Source organism: Timonella senegalensis JC301, from assembly GCF_000312125.1.
Classification (GTDB): domain Bacteria; phylum Actinomycetota; class Actinomycetes; order Actinomycetales; family Cellulomonadaceae; genus Timonella; species Timonella senegalensis.
In genome coordinates this window covers 524,841-542,475 of the sequence record NZ_HE978642.1, presented here as the reverse complement: position 1 = coordinate 542,475, position 17,635 = coordinate 524,841, and the positions used below count along the sequence as shown (strand labels likewise).

Annotated in this window: 16 protein-coding genes and 1 pseudogene; 6 read left to right on the top strand and 11 right to left on the bottom strand. The window is 63.8% G+C overall.

Annotated elements, in window-relative coordinates; all coding sequences use genetic code 11:
- Positions 1 to 9: 9 nt before the first annotated feature.
- Genes moeB through HGSM_RS06955 form a run of 4 tightly spaced genes read left to right on the top strand, consistent with a single transcriptional unit; the run spans position 10 to position 2,488 of the window.
- Positions 10 to 1,356: a HesA/MoeB/ThiF family protein gene (moeB, locus tag HGSM_RS06970; protein WP_019148024.1), complete on the top strand. Its 1,347-nt coding sequence runs from the start codon at positions 10 to 12 to the stop codon at positions 1,354 to 1,356.
- The gene (gene mobA / locus HGSM_RS06965) at positions 1,353 to 1,991 is read left to right on the top strand and encodes a molybdenum cofactor guanylyltransferase (RefSeq protein ID WP_019148023.1); all 639 of its coding nucleotides are present in this window, start codon (positions 1,353 to 1,355) and stop codon (positions 1,989 to 1,991) included. The genes moeB and mobA overlap by 4 nt, the downstream gene beginning before the upstream one ends.
- Complete coding sequence (locus HGSM_RS06960) at positions 1,984 to 2,232, top strand: DUF6457 domain-containing protein (protein WP_019148022.1); 249 nt, start codon at positions 1,984 to 1,986, stop codon at positions 2,230 to 2,232. The genes mobA and HGSM_RS06960 overlap by 8 nt, the downstream gene beginning before the upstream one ends.
- 1 nt (position 2,233) lies before the next feature.
- Positions 2,234 to 2,488 (top strand): ubiquitin family protein, encoded by a 255-nt coding sequence (locus tag HGSM_RS06955; RefSeq protein WP_019148021.1) that lies wholly within the window; start codon positions 2,234 to 2,236, stop codon positions 2,486 to 2,488.
- 120 nt (positions 2,489 to 2,608) lie between these two features.
- Here the strand turns inward: HGSM_RS06955 and moaA are convergent, their stop codons facing one another.
- The 3 genes from moaA to moaCB are packed head-to-tail and all read right to left on the bottom strand — an operon-like array spanning position 2,609 to position 5,171.
- The gene (gene moaA, locus HGSM_RS06950; protein ID WP_019148020.1) at positions 2,609 to 3,667 is read right to left on the bottom strand and encodes a GTP 3',8-cyclase MoaA; all 1,059 of its coding nucleotides are present in this window, start codon (positions 3,665 to 3,667) and stop codon (positions 2,609 to 2,611) included.
- The gene (locus tag HGSM_RS06945; RefSeq protein WP_019148019.1) at positions 3,664 to 4,098 is read right to left on the bottom strand and encodes a molybdenum cofactor biosynthesis protein MoaE; all 435 of its coding nucleotides are present in this window, start codon (positions 4,096 to 4,098) and stop codon (positions 3,664 to 3,666) included. The genes moaA and HGSM_RS06945 overlap by 4 nt, the downstream gene beginning before the upstream one ends.
- Positions 4,095 to 5,171 carry a bifunctional molybdenum cofactor biosynthesis protein MoaC/MoaB gene (gene moaCB / locus HGSM_RS06940; protein WP_051009700.1) on the bottom strand — a complete coding sequence of 359 codons (1,077 nt, stop codon included), beginning with the start codon at positions 5,169 to 5,171 and terminating at the stop codon, positions 4,095 to 4,097. Before moaCB ends, HGSM_RS06945 begins: the two co-directional genes overlap by 4 nt.
- A gap of 36 nt (positions 5,172 to 5,207) precedes the next feature.
- Here moaCB and HGSM_RS06935 point away from each other — a divergent pair, with 36 nt between their 5' ends.
- Complete coding sequence (locus tag HGSM_RS06935) at positions 5,208 to 6,413, top strand: molybdopterin molybdotransferase MoeA (protein WP_051009698.1); 1,206 nt, start codon at positions 5,208 to 5,210, stop codon at positions 6,411 to 6,413.
- A gap of 127 nt (positions 6,414 to 6,540) precedes the next feature.
- On the opposite strand, the gene narI is transcribed toward HGSM_RS06935, so the two are convergent.
- The 4 genes from narI to HGSM_RS06915 are packed head-to-tail and all read right to left on the bottom strand — an operon-like array spanning position 6,541 to position 13,269.
- On the bottom strand, positions 6,541 to 7,269 hold the full coding sequence (gene narI, locus HGSM_RS06930) for a respiratory nitrate reductase subunit gamma (RefSeq protein ID WP_019148016.1): 729 nt from the start codon (positions 7,267 to 7,269) through the stop codon (positions 6,541 to 6,543).
- Positions 7,270 to 7,271: 2 nt separating this feature from the next.
- On the bottom strand, positions 7,272 to 8,027 hold the full coding sequence (gene narJ / locus HGSM_RS06925; protein ID WP_019148015.1) for a nitrate reductase molybdenum cofactor assembly chaperone: 756 nt from the start codon (positions 8,025 to 8,027) through the stop codon (positions 7,272 to 7,274).
- Positions 8,024 to 9,547 (bottom strand): nitrate reductase subunit beta, encoded by a 1,524-nt coding sequence (gene narH, locus HGSM_RS06920; protein WP_019148014.1) that lies wholly within the window; start codon positions 9,545 to 9,547, stop codon positions 8,024 to 8,026. Before narH ends, narJ begins: the two co-directional genes overlap by 4 nt.
- On the bottom strand, positions 9,547 to 13,269 hold the full coding sequence (locus tag HGSM_RS06915; protein WP_019148013.1) for a nitrate reductase subunit alpha: 3,723 nt from the start codon (positions 13,267 to 13,269) through the stop codon (positions 9,547 to 9,549). Before HGSM_RS06915 ends, narH begins: the two co-directional genes overlap by 1 nt.
- A 173-nt stretch (positions 13,270 to 13,442) precedes the next feature.
- Between HGSM_RS06915 and HGSM_RS06910 the strand changes: the two genes are divergently transcribed.
- Positions 13,443 to 14,249 (top strand): helix-turn-helix transcriptional regulator, encoded by an 807-nt coding sequence (locus tag HGSM_RS06910; RefSeq protein WP_195891356.1) that lies wholly within the window; start codon positions 13,443 to 13,445, stop codon positions 14,247 to 14,249.
- Between the two features lie 61 nt (positions 14,250 to 14,310).
- On the opposite strand, the gene HGSM_RS06905 is transcribed toward HGSM_RS06910, so the two are convergent.
- The 4 genes and pseudogenes from HGSM_RS06905 to rpsA form a co-directional block, all read right to left on the bottom strand.
- Positions 14,311 to 15,648, bottom strand: coding sequence for an MFS transporter (locus HGSM_RS06905; RefSeq protein ID WP_019148011.1), 1,338 nt, complete (start codon positions 15,646 to 15,648; stop codon positions 14,311 to 14,313).
- A gap of 313 nt (positions 15,649 to 15,961) precedes the next feature.
- On the bottom strand, positions 15,962 to 16,597 hold the full coding sequence (gene coaE / locus HGSM_RS06900; RefSeq protein WP_019148010.1) for a dephospho-CoA kinase: 636 nt from the start codon (positions 16,595 to 16,597) through the stop codon (positions 15,962 to 15,964).
- Positions 16,598 to 16,736: 139 nt separating this feature from the next.
- On the bottom strand, positions 16,737 to 17,363 hold the full coding sequence (pcp, locus tag HGSM_RS06895) for a pyroglutamyl-peptidase I (protein ID WP_019148009.1): 627 nt from the start codon (positions 17,361 to 17,363) through the stop codon (positions 16,737 to 16,739).
- A gap of 92 nt (positions 17,364 to 17,455) precedes the next feature.
- Positions 17,456 to 17,635: pseudogene (gene rpsA, locus HGSM_RS06890) on the bottom strand (30S ribosomal protein S1); the annotation flags it as partial.

The window sequence follows — 17,635 nt, the reverse complement described above, 5'->3', positions numbered from 1 at the left end:
CTGAACCCTATGCTGAAGTCCTCTGGGTCCGAAACCTCTTCCACGGGCACTCCTGCCGCCGACACGGCAGTCGACACACCGGTCGGCACCACAGTAGGAGCCGTGGCAGACACTGCAGTCACCTCCACCGCGAGCACTCCCGACCTCACTCCTGCCGAGCGGGTCCGCTATGCCCGGCACCTCACCCTTCCCGGCTTCGGCGTGCCTGGCCAGCTTGCCCTGCGTAGCGCGCGAGTTCTGGCGGTCGGGGCTGGCGGGCTCGGCTCCCCCGCTCTCCAGTACCTCGCCGCGGCGGGTGTCGGTCGGATCACGGTGATAGATGATGACGTTGTTGACGTGTCCAACCTGCAGCGCCAGACCATTCACGGGTCCTCGAACCTTGGCCAACTCAAGGTGGACTCTGCGGCCGCAACAATGCGGGACATCAATCCTCTGATCACGGTGAACACCGTGAGTGAGAGGCTCACTGTAGAGAACGTCGCAACCTTGGTTGCCGGCGCGGATCTGGTGCTCGATGGCACGGACAATTTCTCCACCCGCTATCTTCTCAACGACGTGTGCGTTGCGCTGGGCGTCCCGTACGTGTGGGCCGCGATTTTCCAGTTCGATGCGCAACTCTCCGTGTTCGCCGCCGAGCACGGCCCGTGCCTGCGCTGTGTATTCCCCTCGCCTCCACCGCAGGGTTCGGTTCCGAGTTGCGCCGAGGGCGGGGTACTTGGTGTCTTGCCGGGCCTCGTGGGTACTACCCAGGCCTTCGAGGCCATAAAGATCCTCGCTTCGTTCGGCGAGCCGCTCGTGGGCACGATGGGCGTCTTCGACGGACTGAGCGGCCAGTGGGAGTATGTCCCGGTCGCTCAGCGCCCCGGGTGCGTGTGCTCCCCGTCTGCCCGAACCTCGGTTGCGGAAGCGCTCGCCCGGTCGGTCGAGGAGTCGGGCGCTGACTCAGCAGCCGCCTGCGCCTTCCCCGCCACCTCGCACTCCACCCCCTCGCACTCCACAAGCCAAACGCCACACTCAGAAGACCCGGAAACCACACAGATCCCCGAGGCATCCGCCGTCCAACTCATCGCCGGCGAGTTTGAGGACTCCATCGTGCTCGACGTTCGCACGGCGGCCGAGCGCGCAGCAGGTTGCATCCCTGGTTCCGAGCACATTCCACTCGACCACATCCTCACGCTCGACCTATCGTCAGCCGAATCCCTCGGCCTCGAGTCGTCGCGGCCGGTCCTGCTGTACTGCGCCGCCGGCATGCGCTCAATGACCGCCGCCCAGCATCTGGCTGCGCTCGGCTTCGAGCGCGTCACGTCCTTGCGCGGCGGCATCGCCGCCTACTGGGAAGCGCTGGCCGCCTCGTGATCCCCGCGCTCAACTCGATCGTGCTGGCGGGCGGCGCCTCGCGCCGCTTTGGCGGCCGCGATAAGGCGCTCCTGGACGTTGCAGGCCGCCCGTTTGTGCAGGTGATTATCGACGATTTGGCCGGCTTCTCTCCGCACGGCCAGCGGGTGGTAGTTGGCCCTGTGCGCGATGGTGTCCGGGGCACGGACTGGACCATGGAGGATCCTCCCGGCGGCGGGCCGCTCACCGGGGTCTCCGCGGGAGTGCAAGCGCTGAGGGACCCCACTGAGTGGACGTTCGTGCTGGCGTGCGATGCGCCGTTTTCTGCCCGCGCTCTTCCGGCGCTCTGGCAGTTAGCCGAGGCCGCCATATCAACCGTGGATGTGGTTGCGGCCGTCGATGGTGACGGCAGGTTTCAGCCGCTCGTTGCCCTCTACCGCACGGGAAGCCTGGACCAGGCCCTCGAGTCGCTGCGGGAGGGAGCGCAGGGAGACGCACGTCTCCAAGGGCTCCCGCTGCGCGCTCTGACCGCCGAGCTCACACGGGTGGAGGTTCCAATCCCTGCACACTTAGTTGCCGATTGCGATACGCCCGAAGACTTTGCCGCACTTATGACCGCTATACACACCGAGAACGCTGGAGGAAAGAATGACTGACCTTACGCAGTGGGCCACGCTCGTGGCCGAAGAGTTGGGACTCGACGCGCAGGCCGCGACGGATCCCGCAATCAAGGAACTGCTGGACCTGACGCGCGAGGTGGCGCACAACGTCACGCGCCCGGCAGGCCCCATCACCACATTCCTGATCGGATTGGCGGTTGGCCAGGCGGGCGGCGACAACGACATGGTGAAGGCGCTCGTGGAGAAGATTAACGCGCTCGTGCCGCAGGAGCAGTGACGTGGCCCAGGTAACTTTCGTGTACTACGCGGCGGCCCGGGCAGCGGCATCTGGCGTAAAGGAAGAATCATTCGAGGCGGGGACGATTGCCGGCGCTCAAGCGCAGTCAGCGGCCCGCCACGGCTCCGAAATGGAGCGGCTGTTCGGGCTCTGCTCGTTCCTCGTGGCCGGGCGCGCCGCCGACCCGCAGGAGTTCTCCGCTCTGCTTGGAGGCGACGTCCGGGTAGACGTCCTGCCGCCGTTCGCGGGCGGTTAGGCCACTACGCGCCACACAGCGCCGACGTCCATCATGCGCGAAGCCCGGGACCTCCATAGAGGTCCCGGGCTTCCTGCATTCCGCGTGTACGCGGGCTTGACCGCCGTACCCAGCGCGAGTTCAGCCGCCGATGGCGGACATGCCCCGCTCTGGTTGGATGAACCCCGGGTCGTTGATCCCGTGCCCCGGAAGCTTGGCGGCAATCGACACGCCGAGTGCGTGGGCAATGTCGGCGTCGCTTCCACCACCCCTGATCAGTGCGCGTACGTCCGACTCTGTGCGGGCAAACAGGCAGTTGCGCAGTTGACCGTCCGAGGTCAGGCGAATCCTGTCGCACGCACCACAGAACGGCCGGGTTACGGACGCGATGATGCCCACGGTCTGCTCGGTCCCGTTGACGTACCAGCGCTCCGCCGGAGCCGCCCCGCGCGCAGGCACGGGCGCGAGGTCAAACTCACCGGCAAGATGTGCGTAAATCTCGTCGGCGGTGATCATGTTCTCGCGCGTCCAGGTGTGCCCTGCATCCAGCGGCATCTGCTCGATAAACCGCTGCTCGTAACCACGGTCCAGGGCGAAGCGCAGAAGGGACGCGGCCTCATCGTCGTTAATAGAACGCATGAGAACAGTGTTGATCTTGGTGCCGGTGAAACCGGCACCATCCGCCGCGTCAAAGCCGGCCAGGACGGCGTCGAAGCGGTCCCTCCGGGTCAGCTCTTTGTAGCGCTCCGGAACGAGGGTATCGAGCGACACGTTGAGTCGAGTCAAGCCGGCGTCCCGCAGCGGCTGCGCGAGCGCATTGAGGCGCAGACCGTTCGTGGTCATCGAGATCTCGGGGGCCCCCGGCAGTGAGGCCAGACGTGAGGTGATCTCAACGACGTCGCGGTGCAGGAGCGGCTCACCGCCCGTCAGGCGGATCTCAGTGACGCCGTGGTCCACGGCAACAGCTGCTATGCGCACGAGTTCGTCCACCGTGAGTTGCTGCGAGCGCGCGAGCCACTCCATGCCCTCCTCGGGCATGCAGTAGGTGCAGCGCAGGTTGCATTTGTCAGTGAGTGAGATGCGTAGGTCGCGATGGCGGCGCCCGTAGGAGTCGACTAGGAGGCCGTCGGGCGCGGTGGCGGGCGCTTCTCCGGGCTGCACGTTCAATCGCGTGCCGGGTGCGCCGAGGCTCGTGATCATAGCGATCCCACCCATTCCGTGTGGCCATCGCTGAAGTACTGGTTCTTCCAGATGGGAAGCTCCTTCTTGACGCGTTCGACGAGTTCCGCGCAGGCTGCGAATCCCTCGGCGCGGTGCGCGGAGGCCACTGCCGCAGTGAGGGCGACGTCGCCGATGGCGAGCATGCCCACGCGGTGGCTGATCGCGATGCGCACGCCGTCGAACTCACCCGCGATGTCTTGGGCGATCTTTGCTAGGACCTCTGGGGCGTGTGGGTGGCCCTCGTAGAAGAGTTTGTCCACCTGCTCGCCTCCGTCGTGGTTGCGTACTACACCGCAGAACGAGACTACTGCACCCATGTGCTCGTGAGCGGCGAGGTCCTCGTGCTCCGTGATGGAGATGGGTGTCTCGGAGATGGAAGTGAAGACGACCGTGGACGGATAGCTGCTCATCGGGCCAGCTCCTTTGTGCTGTGGGCGGGGTGATCGGCGCCCGCGAGTTGTGCGGCGAGGTGTTCGCGTACCTGAGCGAGCACGTCCATGCCGTCGCGGACGGCTCCGGGCGAACCGGGTAGCGCCACCACGGCGGTACGGCCGATGAGGCCGGCTAGGCTGCGGGTCAGTAGCGCGCCGGGCGCTTTGCCGATGCCTGTGGCCTGAAGAGCCGTGGTGAGTGCGGGAAGTTGGGTGGTCAGGAGGGGCTCTAGAGCCTCTGGCGTGACGTCCTGGGGTGTGATGCCCGTGCCGCCCGTGGTCACGATCAGCCAGGCGCCGTCCGCCTGAAGCTGTTGAACGGCAGCACGGATCGCAAAGACCTCGTCGGGGACGGTGGCCCGCACGGTGGCATAGCCCCAGTCCTCGGCCGTGGCGGCAATGTAGGGACCGGTCTCGTCCGCACGTTCGCCCCGCGAGCTGCGATCCGAGATCGTTAGGACCCCGACGCTGGTGCGCGGGCCCGCCGCGTCTGCGGGCACAGCCGGACCCGCTGGGTCTTCGGGTGCGGGCGTACTGGCGGCAGAATCGTCGTGAATCATTTCCCCGTCCGCGGACCGGGACCAGGTGCCGGACCGCCCGCCCTCCTTGTGCTCGATGCGAGCAAAAGCGATGTGCGCGCCGCGGTCGACGGCCTTGATCATGTCTACGATGTTGAGCGCGCCCACGGTCACGGCGGTGAGCGCTTCCATCTCGATGCCTGTGCGGTCCGCGGTGCGGACTGTGGCAACGATGTCCACGCCACCGGTCACGACCTCGACGGACACCTTGACGCCCGTGATCGCGATCGGGTGGCACAGCGGGATCAAGTCCGGGGTTTTCTTGACCGAGGCGATCGCGGCGATGCGGGCGATGGCGAGCGCGTCGCCCTTCTTGAGCTCGCCACGGGCGAGCAGACCGAGAGCATGGTCGGAAGCGGACACGCGGGCGTGGGCGCGGGCCGCACGGGCGGTGACATCCTTGGCACCGACGTCGACCATGTGCACCTTGCCGGACTCGTCAACGTGCGTGAGTTCTTCGGATTTCCCAGTCAATTTACGTTTCTCCACATTGCTTGGCAGGATGTCTATGTGACCCCACAGACAACACTGATTGAACCTGATTGGCACACCGCCTACACAACAGCCTACGGGTGTGCAGAGCGTCTTGGCGCAGATTTGGTCCCACTCGACCAAGCAGTTGGCCGTGTACTGGCCCAAGACCTGACCGCCCCCATGGACCTCCCCCGCGACACCACGTCCGCGATGGACGGGTGGGCCGTGGGAAGCGACACGGGGCCGTGGACGCTTGTGTCCGCGCAATCCCTTGCGGGACACCCGTCGAACTACCACCTGGCCCCTGGCGAGGCCATGCGCATCGCCACGGGCGGTGTCATCCCGCCCGGGACTTTCGGGATCATGCGCTGGGAGTATTCCTCCCTCGACGCCTCCGGGGTTCACCTCACGGCAACCAACCCCAAGGAGCCTACCGCCAACTCGCATGTGCGTCCGTCCGGCTCGGAGGCGCGAGCCGGGGAGGTCGTGCTGACCTCCGGCACCCGGCTCTCCCCTGCCCATGTGGGGCTCGCCGCGATGCTGGGATATGACGAGCTGACGGTTGCAGCCCATCCAACGTGCCAGATCTTCATCCTCGGAGACGAAGTGCTCCGCAACGGCGCTCCCGGACCCGGACAGGTACGGGACGCATTTGAGCCGCAGTTCCCCGCCTACGCCAGGATGCTCGGCCTTGACGTGGTGAGCGTCGAATTCGTGCCTGACACCCTCGAGGGAACAACCGCCGCCCTATCGTCCGCGAGCGCCGACGTGGTCATCACAACTGGGGGCACTGCCGCCGGTCCCAAGGACTTCCTGCACCGCGCCCTCGAGTCCGTGGGTGCGGAGCTCGTGATCGACTCGATCGCGATGCGCCCCGGCCACCCCAACCTGCTTGCCCGCAGGGGCTCGCAGTTCGTGGTGGGCCTGCCAGGTAACCCGCTCTCGGCAAGCTTGGGTGGGATGCTGACCCTCGTGCGCCCGCTGGCCGCGGGGCTAACTGGTCAGGTTTTGCCCGAGTTTGGTCAGGTACGGTTCGAGGCCGACGCATTCGCGCCTGCCGCCGACTCGCGCCTGGTACCGTTCACGCTGCGCCTGGCAGATGCCACGGCGTATGCCACCGAAACCGCGTGGCTCAACTCCGGGATGCTGCGCGGGTTCGCCACGTGTGATGGAGTCGCGGTGGTCCCTCCCGGTGGCGTCACGGCCGGTGACCTAGTACCGACGATCGAGTTGCCTTGGTAGGTGCCACGCACCCTGGGTGGGTGGTGGCGCTTTGCTGCGTGCTTGAGCGCCGATGGTTTCGGACCGTTCGCACCTAGGTGCTGCTATGGGTGGTGCGCCGAGTGATCGGCGCACCACCCACCTGCGTTTAGCGCGAACTGCGAGCACCCTCACGCTCGCGTGGGGTCGGCTTGTCCACCGCGTAGCGGCGGCGGTAAACCACGTATGGCCGCGCGAGGTACGCAACAGGGATCGACCACACGTGGACGAGCCTTGTGAACGGCCAGATGGCGAGCAGCACACACGCGAGGATTGCGTGGAGCTGGTACCACATGGGCGCGCCCGCCATGAGCGAGACGTCCGGCTGCAGGATGAAGAGCTGGCGGAACCACACGGAGATGGTGCCCCGGTACTCGTATCCCTCGCCGAACACGTTAATCGCGACGGTCTGCCACATGCCCACGAAGATCTCCGCTGTGAGCACGATGTACAGCACGTAGTCCCACTTGGTGGTGACGACCTTGACCCTGTCAGAGTAGGCGAAGCGCCTGATCAGCAGGATGATGAGGCCCGCGCACAGGACGACGCCCGCAACAGTTCCGGCCGCCACCGCAATGGTGTGGTAGAGGTGGTCGGAAATCCCGAGGGCGCGGGTCCAGGACTGCGGGATGAGCAGTCCGCCCACATGCCCGAGAATCGCGAACAATGCTCCAAAGTGGAACAGGGGCGAGCCCCATTGCAGCCACTTCTTTTCCAGTGTTTGACTGGTCCGGGTGGTCCATCCGTACTGGTCAGCTCGGTAACGCCAGATGTGCCCCACGATGAAGATGGCAAGGGCGATGTACGGAAAAATCATGAACCAAAAGTTGTTCCACATGGCTAGTGCCCCTTCGTATTGCAGGTGAATTCTGGCGGGCCGAACGGTGCGTCGGGTCCACTCATCCCGTACGGGGTGAGCGATGACTCGAGCCCGATGGTCTCCTGCGGAGGCCCGGCCAGCACGAGTTCGTCGATCTCGGCACGTTGCTTGGCCGTAACTGGGCCGAGAACCTCGCTGATCGCGTCGAAGACGAGGAGGTACATCGTGTCCCTCGCCTTGAGCGCGTCATGGATGGCTTCCAGCCCGTTGCGGTGCATACGCAGCAGCCCCTCTCCCACGCCCGGCCCCGTGTTCGCCGCGAACTCGAGGACCATCGGAAGATAGTCCGGCAGCTCGTTCTCCGGCGGATTGAACCCGTACGCCCGATACCGCTGCTTGAACATGAGCAGCGACATTCCACGCTGGCGGGTGTCCCCGTGCAGGTAGTACGTCAGGAACAGGGAGCACTGGCGGCGCATGTCGAACGTGGCCACGTAGTGTCGCCGCGCATCCGACCTGCTCTGCCCGGAGAACTGGTCCCAGAACTGAGCGAGCAGCTTTGCGGGTTTGGACGGCGAGAGGCCGTCGATCGCCTTGGAAATGTCGTCACGCAGGAAGTCGAACTCGTCATCCGGATAGCCCAGGAGCAGCGCGCACAGTGCGAGGATGTCGGAGCGGTCGGGCACCTCCACCAGATCCTTGCGCTTGGAGCGCCGGAACAGCGGGATCGAGACCGGACCTTTTCGACCCTGGGCCTTCAACGCTTGGGCGTTCATTCTGGCCTCCGGCGCTGCAGTGTCAGGGACACCTTGCCGCCGCGGGTGCTCGCTGCGCTCATGCCCGGACCGCCGGGACCATCCAGAGAGCAACCCGAGGCCCACGAGGCCATCTCGGCGGCGCGCTCGGTGTGCGCCTGAGGGATCACATAGCGGTCAGACATCTTGGCGATCGCGAGGAGGCGGTACATCTCCTCGACCTCGTCGCCCGTCATGCCCATCTTCTCTAGGACCTCCTCGCGGACCGTGCCGTCAATCGTGAGGTCACGCATGTAGGTACGCATTCCCGCGAGCTTCATGAGCACGCCCGAGACCACGTCCACGTCTCCCGCCGTGAAGATCGAGGCGAGGTACTCCATCGGGATGCGCAGTGAGGAGATCGTGTGGAACACGTCGTCGGCGTTGGTGTTGTCCTTACCCAGCTTCTCGGTCACGTCGAGCACTGGAGACAGCGGCGGCACGTACCAGACCATCGGCATCGTGCGGTATTCAGGGTGCAGAGGAAGCGCGATCTTGTAGGTGTGAATCATCTTGTAGATCGGCGATTCCTGGGCGGCCTTCAACCAGTCCTCAGGGATCCCCTGACGGCGCGCCTCACGCAGGATCTCCGGGTCAAACGGATCCAGGATCAGGTCACGCTGGGCATCCAGGAGCTTGGTCTCGTCCTCGATCGAGGCTGCGGCTTCTACGCCGTCGGCGTCGTACAGGACGATGCCGATGTAGCGCAGACGGCCCACGCAGGTCTCGGAACAGACCGTGGGGATACCGGCCTCAATGCGGGGGAAGCAGAACGTGCACTTTTCCGCCTTGCCCGTCTGGTGGTTGATGTACACCTTCTTGTACGGGCAAGCCGAGACGCACATGCGCCATCCGCGGCACTTATCCTGGTCCACCAGGACGATGCCGTCCTCGACCCGCTTGTACATTGCTGACGATGGGCACGCGGACACGCACGCCGGGTTGAGGCAGTGCTCGCAGATGCGAGGCAGGTGGAACATGAAGGTCTGCTCGAACGACATCTGGACTTCGCTCGACATGTTCTTCAGGTTGGGGTCGAGGTGTGCGATGTCCGGGGACCCACCGAGGTCATCGTCCCAGTTGGCGCCCCACTTGATGTCCATGTTCTTGCCCGTGATCACCGACTTGGGCCGTGCCACAGGGAAGTCGTCCTGTGCCGGCGCGTGCACCAGCTGGTCGAAGTCGTAGGTTGCAGGCTCGTAGTAGTCGTCGATCGTGGGTAGATCTGGGTTGGCAAAAATAGTGGCCAGGCGGCGCAACCTCGAACCGGAACGCAGGCGCAGGCGACCCTTCTTGTCGAGTTCCCACCCGCCCTTCCACCGCTCCTGGTCCTCGTACCCGCGAGGGTAGCCGAGACCCGGCTTGGTCTCGACGTTGTTGAACCACACGTACTCGACACCGTCGCGGTTGGTCCACGTTTGCTTACACGTCACGGAACACGTGTGACACCCGATGCACTTATCGAGGTTCATCACCATCGCGACTTGGCTCATGATGCGCATCAGTACTCGACCTCCTGGGAACGGCGGCGGATAACGGTCAGCTCGTCGCGCTGGTTACCCGTGGGACCGTAATAGTTGAATGCATATGTGAACTGGCCATACCCGCCCAGCAGGTGCGTGGGCTTCATCATGATCATGGTCAGTGCGTTGTGGATACCTCCGCGCTTTCCGGTGGTCTCCGTCTTAGGAACATCGATGTTTCGGTCCTTGGAGTGGTACATGTACACCGTGCCCTTAGGCATGCGGTGAGAGACCACCGCACGGCACGTGACCACGCCGTTGCGGTTGACTGCCTCAATCCACTCGTTGTCCTTGATGCCCGCCTCCTCGGCGTCCTCCACGGACATCCAGATGACGGGTCCACCACGGGACAGGCCGAGCATGTACGGGTTGTCCTGGTACTGCGAGTGGATAGACCACTTGGAGTGCGGCGTCAGGTAGCGCACGGTCACTCCCGCACCCTTGCCGTCCTTGAACCCCTGGTCGCCAAAGTGACGCGCCATGTCGAGCGGCGGACGATATGTGGGCAGCTGCTCGCCCACCGCCTGCATCCAGTCGTGGTCCACAAAATAGTGCTGACGGCCGGTGATCGTGTGCCACGGCTTCTCGCGCTCGAGGTTGATTGTGAACGGCGAATATCTGCGTCCGCCCTTCTCCGAACCTGACCACTCGTACGTGGTGAAGACTGGCTGAGGTCCAGACAGTGCCTGAGCAAACGTGATTGCGCGTTCCTCGTTCTCCTCGGCGAGGTCGTGCATCTTCTTGCCCACGCGCTTTTCAAGTTCCTTGAAGCCCGCCACGGACACTTCGCCGTTGGTCGCACCGGACAGCGCGAGGATCGCCTCACAGAAGTGGTAGGCGGTATCGAGGCGCGGACGCCCCGCTCCCACTCCGGTCTTCTGCACTCCGTTGAGTTTCTTGAGAGTCTCCACCGCCTTCTCCGGCACGATGGTGACACCCTTGATAGAGGTTCCCGCACTCGAGATCAGTGGGCCGACTGCCCTCATCTTCTCGCCGATCAGCGTGTAGTCGCGCTCGATCGTGACAAGCTTCGGCATGGTCTTGCCCGGAATCGGGTCGACGTCCCCGTCCTTCCAGTCCAGCACCCGGCCGTGCGGCTGGGCCATCTCGTCCGGAGTGTCGTGGGTCAGAGGAGCCGCGATCACGTCCGTGCGGGTGCCCAGGTGTGTCTCGGAGAGCTCGGAGACTCTATCTGCGAGCTGCAGGAATGCGTCGTAGTCCGTGCGCGACTCCCAAGCCGGCGTGATGGCCGCGTTGAGTGCGTGCACGAACGGGTGCATGTCCGTGGTCGAGAGGTCCTGCTTCTCATACCAGGTGGCGGCAGGGAGCAGGACGTCCGAGAACAGCGAGGTTCCCGTCATGCGGAAGTCGATGTTAACCAGCAGGTCAAGCTTTCCCTCCGCGCCCTTCTCACGCCACACTACGTCCTTGGGGCGCTTGCCTTCGGGGGTCTCGCTGCCGCGCACGGCGTCCGTGGTACCCAGTAGGTGCTTGAGGAAGTACTCGTTGCCCTTTGCAGAGTTACCAATCAGGTTGGAGCGCCACAGCGTCAGTACGCGGGGAAAGTTTTCCGGAGCGTCCGGGTCCTCGGAGGCAAAGCGGAGTTTACCCGTCTTGAGCTCGTCGACCACGTAGTCGGCAACGGACTGCCCCGCCTCGCTCGCCTGGTCGCAGATGTCCAGCGGGTTGCGGTTGAAGCCGGGGTGGCCCGGCGTCCAGCCGAGCCGCTGCGCCTGGGTCAGGCAGTCGGCAAAGGTGGATCGGGTGAGGCCCTTGTCCGCGGCTGGGGACTCTAGTTCCTCGCCGTCGAACCCGTCGTATCGCCACTGGTCCGTTGCGGTGTACCAGAACGACGTGCCCGCCATGTGTCGGGTTGGGCGCTGCCAGTCTAGGGCAAACGACATGTGCTGCTGCCCGGTCACTGGACGCGCCTTCTCCTGGCCCACGTAGTGCGCCCAGCCGCCACCGTTCACGCCCTGGCAGCCGGTGAGCGTCAGGAGCGTGATGAAGGTGCGGTAGATCGTGTCGGAGTGGTACCAGTGGTTGGTTCCAGCGCCCATGATGATCATGGACTTTCCACCGGAACGCTCGGCGTTGCGGGCGAACTCACGGGCGATGCGGGTGCATTGCTCGGCCGACACGCCGGTGAGTTCTGCCTGCCAGCCCGGGGTTCCCACCACGGAGGCATCCTCAAAGTCGGTGGGCCATTCACCGGGTAGGCCGTCACGGCCCACGCCGTAGTTGGCCATGAGGAGGTCCAGGACCGTGGTGACAACGTGACCGTCGACCTCGATCGTGGGCACACCGCGCACCATCGTGGAGCCACCCTCGGATGCGCCCTCGTCAAAGCGCGGCAAGACAACCTGGACGCCGCGCGCGGCCACGCCCTGGTAGTTCTCCCCCAGCAGCGTGAGCACGGGATCCTGGCCGTCGAGGTCTAGGTTCCAGCGGCCTTCCCCCTCCGGGGTCCAGCGGTCCGCGAGCGTCCCGTTGGGTACCGTGAGTTGGCCGGTCACAGAGTCGAGGTACATGGGGCGGAAGTCCGCACGCTCTCCGGTGGCCCCCGCAGGCTCTGTTGACGTCAGGTCCGAGGCCATCAGGAACTTGCCCAGGCGATAGTTTCCGTCCTCGTCCTCGGTCAACTGAACCAGGAACGGCGAGTCGGTGAACTGCTTGCCGTACTGGGCGAAGTACTCCACCGGGCGGTCGCGGTAAAACTCGGCCAGGATCACGTGTCCCATGGCCAGGGCGAGCGCACCGTCAGTTCCAGGTGCCGGCGCAAGCCAATCGTCGGCAAATTTGACGTTGTCCGCGTAGTCCGGGCTGATCGCGACCACCTTGGTGCCCTTGTAGCGCGCTTCCGCAAGGAAGTGCGCATCCGGGGTACGGGTGACCGGGATGTTGGAGCCCCACATCATGATGTAGCTGGAGTTCCACCAGTCGCCCGATTCGGGAACGTCGGTCTGATCTCCCCAGATCTGAGGGGACGCCGGAGGTAGGTCCGCGTACCAGTCGTAGAAGCTCAGGAGCGTGCCACCGATCATCGACAGGAAGCGTGTGCCGACACCGAAGGACGCCATGGACATGGCGGGGATGGGGGTGAACCCGACGCAGCGGTCGGGTCCGTACTTCTTGATCGTGTACACGTGCGCCGCGGCCATGATCTCGATGGAGGTGTCCCAGTCGGAGCGAATAAACCCGCCTTTTCCGCGCGCGCCCTTGTACAGGGTCGCCTTGAGCGGTGCCTCGACGATTGAGGCCCACGCGTCCACAGGGTCGGGGAACTCCTCCTGCGCCTGTTCCCACATTTCGAGCAGCACGCCACGGATGTAGGGGTACTTCACGCGGCCGGGTGAATATGTGTACCAGGAGAACGAGGCGCCACGGGGGCAGCCGCGTGGCTCGTACTCAGGAGAGTCGGGGCCGGTGGTTGGGTAGTCCGTTCCCTGGTGCTCCCAGGTGATCAGACCATCCTTGACATACACGTCCCAGGCACAGGAACCCGTGCAGTTCACGCCGTGCGTGGACCGCACGATCTTGTCGTGTGACCAGCGGTTTCGGTAGAACTCGTCCCACTCTGACGGATCGGTTTCCACGAACGCGTGGGAGTCGTCGAATACCTCCGTCCCGGGCAACAAGCTGCGTGTTCCCAGCAGCTTTTTGACGAGTGGCGACAGTGCCTCTCGTTCTGATGTACTCATCTGTATCTCCTTCGCTTCCTCTAAGCTCCAACAAACTTTATGGGGCTAATGGGTCTTAAGTCGGCTATCCGTGTGACCTTCAGCAGGTAGATTGGCAATAAAAACGATTTTCCTTGTCAAAAACTAATTTGTCCTGCTGGGACAGACACCGAGTTTCAAATGGGAGGGCTATTTTGCCTAAATCGATCGGCCGCTTCGGCTTCGACGGGACCACAGGCCGCAGCGACTACGGCGGACGCCGCACGCACATCATTCAGTTGCTTCGGGATACCAGGAAGCCCCTGTCCGTGTCCGAGGTTGCGGACGCGGTGGGGATTCACATCAATACCGCGCGCTTCCACCTGGAGTCCCTCGTCGACGCGGGACTCGCGCAGCGCAGCGCCCAGCCTCGTTCGACCCCGGGCCGCCCCCGTGTCCTGTACGTGGGCACTCTGCCCAACCAGACTCACGAGCGCGCTCAAGGCTTCCGGCTCCTGGCCGAAACCCTGACGCAGACCGTGTGCGCCTCGGTTCCCGACCCGCACCGCACCATGTACACCGTGGGTGTGGAGTGGGGCCGCAAACTCGCAGAGTTCACCGCCGACATCCCGGAGTCCGAGGAGGACCGCATCGCGCTCCTGCTCTCCAAACTCGAGGCTCTGTGGTTCGCTCCAGAACTGGTCTCCAAGGGAGCTTCCACGTTGGGCGCCTTTCGCGAGGACAGCCCCGAGCTCACGTCCGAGGTCACTGCGGCCCTCGACTCCGCGGGTTCCGCAGTGGTGTTCCACCACTGCCCGTTCGTTTCGGTCACCGCAGACGCCACAAGCGCCGTCTGTTCCCTGCACGCGGGCCTCATGAACGGGCTTCTCGACGAGATGGGCTCGACCCAGCGCACCCTTGCGATTCATCCGTGGCTCGGTGAGCATCAGTGCCTCGCTCCTCTCGTGTCGTCGTCCAAGGACGGAACAGACGTTCTTCCAGTCGTTGTCGCGCCCAACTAACTCGACGCGGTAATACATGAATGCGGGGTGCGACTAAGCCGCACCCCGCAAGGTTTGTTTGTCAGCTCTTCGCTTCTGCGTTAGGTCGGGCGTAGTAGTGCCACGCGACCGCTGCGCAGGCAAGTGCGTAGACGATGATGATCGAGAACACCTGGGTGCGGGTCAGGAAGTTGAACGCCATCGAGAAGATGAACGGACCAAAGGCTGCGATTGCCGCTGTCCAACCGATGACACCTCCTGCTTGGCGTGCGTTGAAGATCATGGGCATCTGCTTGAACGTGGAGGCGTTGCCGATTCCCGCGAAGAAGAAGATCATGAGCATTCCGGTCATGAAGACTGCGAAGCTTGGCTGGCCGTCACCGGCTGCGAGCTGGCCTGCAAGCACGACTCCCGCAGAGATCGCCATGCCGACGCCCGAGACGAACGTCCAGATTCCGCCACCGAACTTGTCACACAGAGGGCCCCACGACATGCGCACAAGGGATCCAACGAGTGCTCCCAGGAAGACCCACTTGAGGTAGCCGGGGCCAAACTGCGACTTGAGCAGCATGCCGAACGTTCCCGCGAGACCGGAGAAGATTCCGAAGGTCAGCATGTACTGCATGGTCATGAGCCAGGTGTGCTTGTTGTTGAAGATGTCAAACTGTTGGCGCAGGTTCGCCTTCATGGGCACGGACTTGAGCATCGACCAGGCGAGCACCACACCGATGACGGCGAACGGAATGAAGATCAGGCCTGGGTTCTGGAGCCACACCTGGGTGGTCTCGGTCTCGGTCTCGGAGACTTGGCCCGCCATTCCGAACATGCCGAATCCGATGGCCCAAGGAACGATGAACTGGACTACGGAAACACCGAAGTTACCGATTCCAGCCTGCAGGCCAAGCGCAGTGCCCTGCTTGGACTTGGGGAAGAAGAAGGACGTCGAAGGCATGTAACCCGAGAACACGCCTCCACCAAGACCGGCGGCAAGAGCGAGCGCTACGAGCAGTCCGTACGAGGGCTGGGTTGGCAGGGTAACCACCCAGGTCCATCCGATGAACGGGATGAGCATGAGCGCGGACGACAGCACAAGCATCTTTCGGGTGCCGATCATCGGTGGGAGCATCATCCAGACGAGCCGCAGTGCTCCACCGGTCAGACCCGGCATGGCGAGCAGCCAGTAGGACTGGCTCTCAGTGAGGTTCCATCCGGTCAGCGTTCCCAGCGTCGGGATAAGCGCGCCCGGCAAATACCAAATGACAAACGCGAGCACCAAGTTGAAGGTGGTGACCCACAGCGTCGTCCACGCCACGCGCGAACTCCAGGTTTGTGGCTGGTTGGGGTTCCAGCCATGGATGTCCCTGCGCGCGTCATTCGAGATGGTGAGCTCGAGCGGCGCAGCATTGGTTGATGCAGCCATTGCGCTTACTCCGATGTGTCGTTGGGTGTTGCTGACACACTCACGATATGAACCGGAGTTTGCGTTCTCGCGGGCCCTAGGTCCCAGTGGCATTCATGACAGATTTATTGCAGTGATCCGCAAAATATCAACGATTCGGCCGCCGAGTCATTGATGTAAAACTAAGCCGAGGGAGACGAGAATATTTATCTGACACCAGTGATTTTCCGCGCCGCTGCAATGAACCACCAGGACATGCGCTCGCATTACTGTGAAAAAACAGCACACCCGATCCCCACCGAATGACAGTCGCACGGAGAGGTCCGGAGCATAATTACTCCGTATCTTGTTGGTCACTCCGCGTGTCTGATGCGGGCATTTCCACGATCTTTGACCACGCACGTGCAATCCGAGCATGCAGCTGCTCGAAGTTCGAGTCGTTCACAATGATCTGGCTTGCGATCGAACGCCGCTGCTGGTCACTGGCCTGTGCGGCGATCCGGGACTCTGCCTCACCCCTCGTCATCCCCCGGTCGCGCACCATGCGCTCAATCCGGGTCTCCATAGGGGCCTCGACCACGAGTACCGCGTCGAACTCAGAGCCCTGGGAGGTCTCTGCGAGCAATGGGATATCGTGCAGGATGACTGGCTCCCCCGCCGCACGCGCCTCGACATCGGCAAGTGCCGCGAGGCGCTTTACCTCTGGGTGCACGATCTGGTTGAGTTGTTCGAGACGCGCCGGGTCCGAGAACACAATCGCGCCCAGAGCCTGGCGGTTCAGAGCTCCCTCCTCATTGAGGACACCTAACCCAAACGTCTGCACGATGCTGCCAAGGCCTGCGCTCCCCTTAGCCACCGCGTCACGCGCGAGCACATCGTGGTCAATCACACGGACGCCGTGCTCGCGCAGGTAGGTGGAGACTGCGGACTTGCCGGAGGCGATTCCGCCTGTCAGAGCAACTCGGATCATGGTTCTCATTCTGCCTATCTAGTGTGTGAGTATCAGTAAGAACTGAGGTCGATGCCGTGGCTCCCAGCCAGCGTGCGAACGACCGCGCGTGGGCCTGGACAGCAGCGGCTCAGCGGGCCGCTGCGAACATTACACACCGCTAGTGCTCGGCACCCATGGGGTGCACGGCGTCGCTGCGCACCTCGGCGCTCGCGGTCACAATGGCACGTAGAGCGGTCACCACGTCTTCTAGCGACAGCACAGAGTCCTGTGCGTAGACATCAGGCACGTGGATGAACCCCGCCCGAGTCCCACTACCCTGCGTGGCATCGAGCGCGTGATACATGGCGGCATTACACACGTACGTGCCCGCTGTGTTGGATATCCCCGCGGCCACTCCCGCTGCCCGCGCCGCAAGCACCGCGGACTTGATGGGTAGCGTAGAAAAGTATGCCGCGGGACCGCCCGCAACGAGCTCCTCGTCCACGGGCTGTGCTCCCCCGTTGTCGGGAATGCGTGCGTCGGCCACGTTAACGGCAACTCGTTCAACGCTCACCTCGTTGCGGCCAGAGGCGAGGCCCACGCACACTACGACATCTGGCTCGCACTGCGCGATCAGCTCCCGCAGCCTCTGCGCGCCAGCCGCGAACTCCACCGGCAGCGCCCTGCCCACGATATCAATCGCAGGCAGCCTCTCGTCCGCCAGCAACTCGACAGCATCGATGGACGGATTGGAGGAGGCGCCATCAAATGGTTCAAAGCCGGTCAGCAATACGCGAGTTGTCATGCTCAAAATGATACGCAAAGGGCCGACTGGAAAGTTCCAGTCGGCCCTTTGGCGAGATCACACGGTGGCCGCTAAGCGGTCACCAATTGAAATCAGTTTCCGGTGAGCTTCTCGCGCAGTGCTGCGAGAGCCTCGTCGGATGCGAGGGTACCCTCGGCAGCTGGCTCGTCAGCTGGTGCTGAGGAGTACGAAGCAGGTGCTTCTTCCTCAGCAGCGTCGCCAGCGGATGCTGCAGCCTCGGCGTCAGCCTTAGCAGCCTCAGCTACCTGCTT